The sequence below is a fragment of the Amycolatopsis regifaucium genome (assembly GCF_001613935.1).
GTDB lineage: Bacteria > Actinomycetota > Actinomycetes > Mycobacteriales > Pseudonocardiaceae > Amycolatopsis > Amycolatopsis regifaucium.
On sequence record NZ_LQCI01000036.1, the window covers coordinates 1 to 9512 of the forward strand.

The 9512-nt window shown below is 68.9% G+C and carries 9 protein-coding genes; 8 read left to right on the forward strand and 1 reads right to left on the reverse strand.

Annotation, left to right across the window (positions count from 1 at the left end; all coding sequences use genetic code 11):
• Positions 1-198: 198 nt before the first annotated feature.
• From AVL48_RS30740 to AVL48_RS30760, 5 genes are read left to right on the forward strand one after another with little or no spacing between them, the layout of a single operon-like run.
• The gene (locus AVL48_RS30740; protein ID WP_167386327.1) at positions 199-1833 is read left to right on the forward strand and encodes a fatty acyl-AMP ligase; all 1635 of its coding nucleotides are present in this window, start codon (positions 199-201) and stop codon (positions 1831-1833) included.
• Positions 1826-2089: an acyl carrier protein gene (locus AVL48_RS30745; protein WP_061983720.1), complete on the forward strand. Its 264-nt coding sequence runs from the start codon at positions 1826-1828 to the stop codon at positions 2087-2089. The genes AVL48_RS30740 and AVL48_RS30745 overlap by 8 nt, the downstream gene beginning before the upstream one ends.
• 5 nt (positions 2090-2094) lie before the next feature.
• Positions 2095-2406, forward strand: a complete 312-nt coding sequence (locus tag AVL48_RS30750) for a hypothetical protein (RefSeq protein WP_061983721.1) — start codon at positions 2095-2097, stop codon at positions 2404-2406.
• Positions 2406-5216, forward strand: coding sequence for a WXG100 family type VII secretion target (locus AVL48_RS30755; RefSeq protein WP_061983722.1), 2811 nt, complete (start codon positions 2406-2408; stop codon positions 5214-5216). Before AVL48_RS30750 ends, AVL48_RS30755 begins: the two co-directional genes overlap by 1 nt.
• 20 nt (positions 5217-5236) lie before the next feature.
• Positions 5237-5638, forward strand: a complete 402-nt coding sequence (locus AVL48_RS30760) for a hypothetical protein (RefSeq protein ID WP_061983723.1) — start codon at positions 5237-5239, stop codon at positions 5636-5638.
• Between the two features lie 4 nt (positions 5639-5642).
• Here the strand turns inward: AVL48_RS30760 and AVL48_RS30765 are convergent, their stop codons facing one another.
• Positions 5643-6986 carry a GntP family permease gene (locus AVL48_RS30765; RefSeq protein WP_061983724.1) on the reverse strand — a complete coding sequence of 448 codons (1344 nt, stop codon included), beginning with the start codon at positions 6984-6986 and terminating at the stop codon, positions 5643-5645.
• Between the two features lie 145 nt (positions 6987-7131).
• On the opposite strand from AVL48_RS30765, the gene AVL48_RS30770 reads away from it, so the two are divergent.
• The 3 genes from AVL48_RS30770 to AVL48_RS30780 form a co-directional block, all read left to right on the forward strand.
• Positions 7132-8025 carry a LysR family transcriptional regulator gene (locus AVL48_RS30770; protein ID WP_061983725.1) on the forward strand — a complete coding sequence of 298 codons (894 nt, stop codon included), beginning with the start codon at positions 7132-7134 and terminating at the stop codon, positions 8023-8025.
• A 72-nt stretch (positions 8026-8097) separates the two neighbouring features.
• Positions 8098-9147: a tartrate dehydrogenase gene (locus AVL48_RS30775; protein ID WP_061983726.1), complete on the forward strand. Its 1050-nt coding sequence runs from the start codon at positions 8098-8100 to the stop codon at positions 9145-9147.
• Between the two features lie 150 nt (positions 9148-9297).
• Positions 9298-9512, forward strand: a 215-nt coding sequence (locus AVL48_RS30780) for a manganese catalase family protein (protein WP_211274744.1), incomplete at its 3' end; no start/stop codon positions are given.

Consider the following 9512-nt stretch of genomic DNA (forward strand, 5'->3'; position numbering starts at 1 on the left):
CGAGCAAGACCGCAGGTGACGAGTAGGTACCTAAGAGAGGGTTCTGACCCGAATCGGCACTCACGACCAACATCACTGATCTTCCGTTGATCAAGCTCGCCCAGCGACCGGAATCCTCCCCGGTCGCCCCATCGGCCTTCACTGCGACCCCACCCCTCACCGAAACGACCCGGATCACTCACGAGTAGGTTGCCGCCGGTGGATGTTCCGGAGCAGGTCCTGCGCACCTCGATCATCGAGCGGTTGTTCGCCCGCGCCGCCGATCCGCGGCCGCTGTTCACCCATCAGGACCACAGCGCCGGTGTGGACACCACGCTCACCTGGACCGAGTTCGTTTCCCGGATGCGGGAGGTCGCGGGGACCCTGCGCCGGATCACGCGGCCGGGTGACCGCGTCGCCGTGCTCACCGGGCAGGACCTGAACTACCCCCTCGCGTTCTACGGGGCACTCGCCGCCGGGCTGGTGGCCGTGCCGTTGATGGCACCGGCCAGCCGCGCTCAACGAGGCAGGCTCACCGGGGTCCTGGCCGACTGCGACGCGCGGGTCTGGCTGACTTCCTCGGCGGCCGCCGGGAAAACGCGGGAAGCCGGGACGCCCGAACATCTCGTGGTGGTCGACGAACTTTCCGGGCCCGGCGCCGATCCGGTCCCGGTCACCCCCGAAAGCCCCGCCTATCTGCAGTACACGTCCGGGTCGACGCGGGAGCCCGCCGGTGCGGTGATCCCGCACCGCGCCGTCGCCGCGGCCTGCTGGCAGGCGAGCCGGGCCTACGCCGTCGGCGAGGACACGACCTGCGCCGGCTGGATTCCCTTCTTTCACGACATGGGCCTGATCCAGCTTCTGTGCCTCCCGGTCTTCGCCGGCGCGCGGTCGGTTTTCATGGCACCCGCGGAATTCGTGCACAAGCCCGCGAGATGGCTGCGTCAGCTGGCGGACCATCCGGCCGTGTTCACCGCCGCGCCGAACTTCGCGTTCGACCTCGCCGCCGACGCGGCCGCGGAGGCCGGAGACGACCTCGACCTTTCGGACGTGCGTGTCGCGCTCAACGGCAGCGAGCCGGTCCGGCCACGCACGATCGCTCGGTTCCAGGAGGTCTTCGGACCGCGGGGGTTCCGGCCCGAAGCCCACCGGCCGTCCTACGGCCTGGCCGAGGCGACCGTGTACGTGGCGAGCGCGGACGAGACGGGACCTCGGGGCGCGGTGTTCGACCGGGAGGCCCTCGCGCAAGGCCGCGCGATCGAGGCGCCGGACGGCAAGGAACTCGTTTCGGTCGGCCGTCCGCTCGGGCAGCGGGTCCGGATCGTCCGCGACGGCGTGGCACAGCCGGACGGGTCGGCCGGGGAGATCTGGATCCACGGTCCGAACGTCGCGGCTGGCTACTGGGGACGCGGCGACGCCGCCGCGTTCGAGGCCGAACTCGAAGGGCTCCGCGGCTGGCTGCGGACCGGGGACTTGGGCGTCTTCCACCGCGGCGACCTCTACCTCACCGGCAGGCTCAAGGATCTCATCGTCATCGACGGACGCAATTTCCATCCGCAGGACATCGAGGCCGTCGTCGGCGAAGCACATCCGGCGATCCGCCGCGACCGCGTCGCCGCTTTCGGTGTGTCGGACGAAATGGGCGAAGGGGCCATGGTGGTGGCCGAATGGGCAAAAAACACCGAGGCCGATGTCAAAGAAGTCACCAGGACGGTACTGCGGGAAGTGTCCCGCGAACATGATCTGACGTTGCGTTCTGTCCGACTGGTCCCCTCCGGTGACCTCCCGCGTACTTCCAGTGGCAAGGTCGCGCGTGCGGCGGCGAAGACACGTTATAGTCGGCGCCGTGGTTGATCACCGCGCGGAGGTCGTGAAGGTCGTCAGTGAGACTTTTCGGCTTGATCCCGCCGAAATCGAGCTCGACGCGCCGCTGGAAGAGCTGGGCGTCGACTCCAAGGGACGGATAAAACTCCTGTCGGCGCTGGAGATCTATCACGACGTGAGAATCGGCCTCGACCGGCTGGACCGGTTCACCGACCTCGGGTCGGTGGCCGAAGTGCTCGCCGAGGCGCTCGGCGACAAGGCCGGCGGATCCGACGAAAGGCGCTGAAAAGAATGAGCGGGGGTTTCACCGCGGCGACCGAGGCGCTTTCATCGGCGTCGAAGAACATCGGAAAGCTGACGGAACAGTTGTTGGAAGACAACCCGGATCTGTCGAGCACACCGGTGAACGCGGCCGGTTTCGGCCAGGCGCACGGCGATCACGCGAAGAAGTACACCGACGGCGTGGCGGCGTTGTGGGCGTCGGTCGAGGGTTACCGCGCCACGCTCGGCTCGTTCGGCACGAACCTCGGCACCGCCGGCACCGCCTACGGCACCAACGAAGACGAGCAGCGGGACAAGATCACCAAGACGGGGATGCGCTAGTGGCCACCGAAACCTCCTGGACCGACGTCAAAGCCGTCCTCGACGACCCGGCCGTCCCCGCCGAGAAGAAGACCCAGCTCATCGGCTCGTGGATGCGCACGCATCCGGCGCCCCCGCCGTGGACGGCGGACCAGGAGCCGGAGGACATCAAGCAGAAGCGCAAGGAAGCCGAGAAGTACATGGCCTCCTACAACGCCTATCCGTTCATGCCCTACGACGACGACGTCGACAAGGTCTTCAAGGACGCGAAAGGCGCGGGCGATCAGGCCAGCTTCAACCGGAAGGCGGAAAAGAAGGCCGTCGACGAAGGCAACAAGAAACTCGACGGCACCAAGGAACCCACCGCGGAGGGCGCCGGGACGAAGACGTCGGACGAGATCTTCGACGCCGCCGTGCCCGCGCTCAAGGTCTTCGAGACCTTCGGCTCGCTGCTCGCGAAGCTCCCCGAGGACTGCCGGGGCACCACTCGCGCGCTCGATTTCGAGAAGGACATCAAGAAGCCGTTCGACGAGCAGCGCGGTATCAGCTTCAAGAACTTCGTCGACGACGCCGCCCACTTCAAGACCGGTTCGAAGACCGTTCAGAAGGCCATCGACGACACCGGGGCCCAGCTGAACACCCTTTACGGGACCTGGACCGGAAAGGCCGCGGACGCCTCTTCGGAGAACTACAACGAGAAGATCCTGCCCAAGGCCAAGAAACTCGCGCAGACACTGGACAACGCGAGCGAAGCGACGCTGCACACCACCGCCACGGTGTTCAAACTGTGCAAGGGCAAGGCCGACGCGGTCATCGACCTCTACCAGGAGATCGTCGGCAAAGCGGACTTCCCGATGGCGCAGAAGGTCATCGCCATCGCCGCCGGAGAGAAGAGCGGCAAGGAGGACCTCGGCGCGATCGCGGGCTGGATGGACGTCAACTTCGGCTCCAACCTGGTCCAGCAGCTGAACAACGACGGCTGCTGTGACGACGACGAATTCAAGAAGGCGGGCCAGAACCTCGCCAAGCAGTGGATCCAGCGGCAGTTCATCCCGGAGATGTGGGACATCATCTACGAGGGATTCGTCAAGTCCTGCAAGGAAACCAAGGATTTCGTCAACCAGGCCTACGACGAGCTCGACAAGGTGATGGGCAAGGTCAAGAACGAGTTCGAAGGCGCGGACAAGGGCGGCGCGGGCGGTTCCGGCGGCGGTTCGGGTAACGGCGGCCCCGACTTCACCGGTGGTTCCGGCGGTGGTACCGGCGGTGGTCCGGACCTCACCGGTGGCGGCTCGGGCGGTTCCGGTGGTGGACCGGGCGGTGGCACCGGTCCGGGAGACCAGCCCAAGCCTCCGCCGGTCCCGGAAGTGAACCTCCCGCAGGGTGGCGGTGGAACGCCGGGCGGTGGCGGATCCGGTTCCGGACCGGACGCGCCCAAGGACGAGACGTCGCCCTCGAGCTCGGCTCCGCCGCCGTCGTCATCCGGCGACGAGCAGAAAGCGGCCGCCGAAGAGGCGAAGAAGCAGGCAGCGGCGGCTGCCGAAAACGCGAAGAAGCAGGCTTCCGAGGCGCTGGGCGAGCTGGGTGACGGTCCCGCCGGTGGCGAACTCGGCGGTTCCGGTGGCTCCGGTCCGGGCGGCGGCCACGGTGGTGGTCTCGGTGGGGCCGGTGGCAGCACGGACGCGGCCGCCGAAGCCAAGGCGGCAGCCGAGAAGGCGACCGAAGAGGCGAAGAAGCAGGCTTCCGAGGCACTCGGCAAACTCGGTGACGCCCCCGGCGGCATGGGCGACACCGAAACCAAGGACACCGGAACCAAGAACGACGACGCGAAGGAGTCCGCCGAAAAGGCGGCCGACGACGCGAAAAAGCAGGCTTCCGAGGCATTGGACAAGCTCGGCGACGACCTGCCCGGCGCGGACGGCGACAAGGCCGAAGACGGCGAACGCGAAACCCTCAAGGTCAAACAGGGCGACAAGACCTTCGAGATGACCGAGCCGGACGAAGACGGCGAGATGGAGATCAAGGTCGGCGACGGTTCCGGGCCGGCCAAGGACTTCAAGCTCGACTGGACCGGCGACGGTGACGAGTCCAAGCTGGGCGCCGCTCCCGGGACCGATGACGGGAAACCGGACAAGGACGGTGTGCACCGCCCCGGCCCGGACGGCAAGATCCACATCCAGGACGGCGATCTGAAGATCACCGCCGAACGTCCCGACGGTCCGTCCGGGCCGACGGTCGTCACCGTCGACGACGGCACCGGCAAACCGACCACGTACACCCTCGGCGAGGACGATCCCCGCCCGGACAAGGCCGCGCATCCGCTCACCCCCCTGACCGGCACGGTGCAGTCGGAGCCTCGTCCGGGGCTCGCCCCGCACGGCGTCACGCCCTCAGTCGGCCTCGACGGTGACAGCGGTAGCGGTAGCGGTAGCGGTGGCGGCGGTAGTGCGGGCGGTGGCGGTGGTGGTCTCGGCGGTGTCGGTGGCTCCGCGGTCGCGACCCCCTTCGAGACCGGGACCCCCGCGGCGGGCCAGCCGTTGACCGAAGGCGTGCACACCGGAGGCGGGACGCAGCAACCGCACCACGTGGCTTCCACCACGGCGCCCGCCGCGGTGGGCGGGCCGTCCGGTCAGCCGTTCGGCGGTGGGGCGATGCCGCCGATGGGCGGCATGGGTGGCGGTGGCGCGGGTGGCGGAGGCGGCGATCAGGAGCGCACCAACCGGGCGTACCGGATCGAGGGCGAGGTGTTCGACCAGATCAACGAGCCCACCGGCCGGATCACCGGTTCGCTGCTGGACGACGAGGATCAGCCTGCCGCCCGCAAGCGGTGAGCCGGAGCAGGGGAGAACAGATGAGCGCCGATGACACCTCCGGGATGAAGGCGACCCTCGACGGTCTCGTCCGTGAGCAGGCGGAGCGCCGGGCACTGCGGGCGCAACGGGCCGAGGAGATCAAGGCCCGCTCGCAGGAGTTCATGACCAAACAGGTCCAGACCGCCCAGCGTTATGTCGAGCACCGGCGGGAGCTGGGGCAACGCAAGACGAAGTCCGGCTGGAGCACCGACCGGTCGCACGCGGAGCCGGGCGGCGGGTCGGCGTTCGGGGAGACGCCGAGGTTCGACGACGCCCCGTTCGCCCCGGAGCCGTCTCCCGCGCGCACCGGACGGGACGTACCCCGGCGGGCTCCCCGGCCTCGTCCGATGCCGGCGGACGACGAAGACGACGCCTTCCTCAACAACCGTTGGCGCGAATGACCCGTCAGACGGCGATGTCGAGCAGCAGCACGATCGGAAGCGAGATCACCGAGGCCAGTGACATGGCGACGGTGTGGGTTTTGAACGTGCCCCGGGTGCTCAGCCCGAGCAGCGTTTGGAACATCCAGAAGAAGTTGCTGCTGACGTGCGGAAGGAACAACGCGCCCGAGCAGGCCGCGAGGGCGACCAGCACCACCGGGACGCCCAGTGAGCCCGCGATCGGCGCGAGGATGCCGGCCGCGGTGATCGCCGAGATCGAGATGGACCCCATCGCGATGTGCAGGACGGCGGCGATCAGCCAGACGAGTACCAAGGGCGGCAGGACGCCGGTGCTGAACGAACTCGCCAGCACGTCGCGCAGTCCCGATTTTCCGATCACCTCGGCGACCGAGCCGGAGAGCCCGGACAGCACGAGAATGGGCCCCGCCATCGCCAGCGCCTTGCCGACGGCCGCGTCGGCCCGCGGACGGGGGAGGACTCGCCGGGCGAGCAGAAACGCGAGCCCGGCGCCGATCGCCATGGCGATCGGCGGCTCGCTCAGCAGGGAGACCGGCCCCAGCGGGAACCGGAAGGCGTTGGCGAGCGCGCCGAGGGCGATCAGCGACAGTGTCACCAGCACCGGCGAGACGGAGAGCGCGAGAGGCGGCTGCCGCCCTTCCACGGACGGTGGCTGAACGACGACGTCGGGATCGCTCGCCGCCCCCAGTTCGTCGGTGGCCGGATTCCAGCGCAGCACCCGGCGCAACAGCAGGGCGAAGAGCAGCGTGGTGAGCACGGCCGTGGGAAGGCCGACGGTGAGTCCGTACAGGAACATTTCCCCGAGCGGCACGCCGAGAAGGCCCGCGACGGCGAGCGCGGCCACCCCCGGCACGACGAAGACCAGGCCGACCTCGATCCCGGCGGTCAGCGCACCACCCATGAGTGCGACGCCCCGGCGCCCCAACCGGACGCCGAGACGCCGGGCCAAGGGTGCGGTGAGCACCAGCACGACGTCGGAATAGATGGAGGTGAACACGGTCGACAGCGTTACGGCGAACACCATGGGGACACGTCTCTCGCCGAAGATCCCCAGCAGCCGTTCCAAGACGCGGTGCAGGGTGTTCGTGGCGGTGAGCAGCGAGCCGATGACCACGCCGAAGGTGATGAGCAGGCCGATTTCGGCCAGCACGGCGCCGAAGCCGGTGGCCAGTGCTTCGGTCGTCCCGCTCGCGCCGAGTCCGGTGGCCAGCCCCAGGTAGGTGGCGCCGAGCACCAGACCGAAGATCGGCGGGGTCTTGAGCCAGGTGATCAGCACGACGATGCCCACGATGGCGATACCGGTGTGGGCAAGGAGCCAGGCATCGGACACGGTGCCCTCCTCGGAACTCGCGACGGGACGGCGCCGGTGCCGTCCCTCATGGCGACCCAGTAAGCCCCGCTGCCGGGTCGCCGGTCCAAGACCGGGATGCTGGCAAGGTGATAGGCCACGACTATCGACCACGAGGAGGTCCGGCGTGGACGCTCGGCAGTTGAGGTACTTCCTGGCCGTCGTCGACGCCGGAAGCGTCCACCGGGCCGCGGAACGGCTCTATGTGGCCCAGCCCTCGGTCTCGCAAGCCTTGCGCGCGCTCGAGCGGGATCTGGGCAGCCTGCTGTTCCACCGCACCGGTCGTCGTCTGGTGCTGACCGCCGCGGGCCACGCCCTCGTGCCGCCCGCCCGCGAGGTCATGCGCGGGCTGGATCTCGCCCGCGCCACGGTGGAGGCCGTCGACGGTCTGCTCGGCGGAGAGCTGATCATCGCCTCGATGCCGTCGCAGTCGGTCAGTCCGCTCGCCGGCCTGATCGCCGCTTTCGCCGCCGTCAACCCGCTCGTGCGGATCTCGGTCCGCGCGGCGAGCACCCCCGCCGACGTCGGGAGGATGCTCACGACCGGCGATGCCGAACTCGGTGTGGTGGCGGTGTCGCCGTCGACAACGGCGTTGCCCGGCCTGGCGGCACTGCACCTGGAGACCCAGCGCTTCGCCGTGCTGGGCCGCGACGAGGCGGCTCTGCCTTCAGGGGATCCGGTCCGTCCAGCCGACCTCGCGGGTGCGGCGCTCATCGTGGGCCAGCCGGGCACGGGCATGCGCGCGGTCGCCGACGCTGTCCGCAGTGCGGCCACGGGCAGCCGATTCGTGGTGGAGGTGGAACACCGGGAGGCCGTCCTGCCCCTCGTCCTCGCCGGAGTGGGGATCGCGGTGGTCAGCGACTCCTGGCGCGCGCTGGCGCGAGCGGCGGGCGCCGCCGTCCGTGCGTTGGACCGCGCCGATTCCCTGGAGGTGTCCCTGGTGTCCCGGCCGGGGCGCCTGAGCCCGGCCGCCGCCGCTTTCCACAGGTTGGCGGACGCCAAGGCCGCGGACGCCGGCTGATAGGCGCAACCTCTCAACGAGGCAAGAACCGCGTCTTGGACGTACCGGCCCGGCGTGTCGTCCACTGGAGCCATGATCAGCTACCGCATCGCGCTCATCCCCGGCGACGGCATCGGTGCCGAGGTGCTTCCCCCGGCTCAGGCGGTGCTCACCGCAGTCGGCAGGCGGCACGGGATCGAATTCACCTACGACGCCTTCGACTGGTCCTGCGAGCGCTACCTGGCCGAGGGCGCGATGATGCCCGCCGACGGCCTCGACCGGATCCGGCGGCACGACGCGGTCCTGCTGGGCGCGGTCGGCTGGCCCGGCGTACCGGATCACGTGTCGCTGTGGGGCCTGCTGATCCCCATCCGGCGCGGCTTTCGGCAGTACGTCAACCTTCGTCCCGTGAAGGTGCTCGACGGGGTGCCCAGTCCGTTGCGCGGTGCCGGAGATGTCGACCTGGTGGTGGTGCGGGAAAACGTCGAGGGCGAATACTCCGAGATCGGCGGACGCCTTGGCCGCGGCACCGAAGACGAACTGGCGGTGCAGGAGGCAGTGTTCACCCGTAAGGGGGTCACTCGTGTCGTCGAGTACGCCTACGCGCTGGCCGGGGAACGTGGGCACCACGTGACGTCGGCGACGAAGAGCAACGGGATCGTCCACACCATGCCGTTCTGGGACGAACTGGTGGAAGAGGTGGCCCGGCGCCACCAGGGCGTACGCACCGACAAGGAGCACATCGACGCGCTCGCCGCCAAGCTGGTCCTGGCCCCGGAGCGGTTCGACGTGATCGTCGCTTCCAACCTTTTCGGTGACATCCTCAGCGACCTGGCCGCCGCGGTGGCCGGGAGCATCGGCGTCGCGCCCGCCGCGAACCTCAATCCGGAGCGGGAATTCCCGTCGATGTTCGAGCCGGTGCACGGCTCCGCCCCCGATATCGCCGGGCAGGGCAAGGCCAATCCGCTGGGCGCACTGTGGTCGGCGGCGATGATGCTCGCCCATTTGGGTCATCCTGAAGCGAGTGAAGAATTGCTGGCCGCCGCTTTCGGCGCGCTGGCCGACGGCGTCAGCACCGCCGACCTCGGCGGAACCGCCGACACCGCCGGGTACACCCGCGCGGTGCTGGGCCGGGTGGGATGAACAACTTTGTGTGAAGGGGCGCGCCTTGGGTACCCGGCGAATTGTTCATCCGGTTCCGGGATGCAGAAGGCCGTCCCGGAGCCGTCCCCGACAGTTGGTCAGCGCTCGGACCGGGGGAAACCACGTCGTCGAGCGCTCATGGAGGTGTTCATGTTCCGCCATACCAAACTTCTTCAGTTCGAGGCCAAGCCCGAAAAGCCCGACGCGTTGTACGCGCGCAAGCTCCAGGAGCTGATCGGTGGGGCGTACGGCGAGATGACCGTGACCATGCAGTACCTGTTCCAGGGCTGGAATTGCCGGATCGAAGGCAAGTACAAGGACCTGATCATGGACACGGCGACCGAGGAGATCGGGCATGTGGAGAT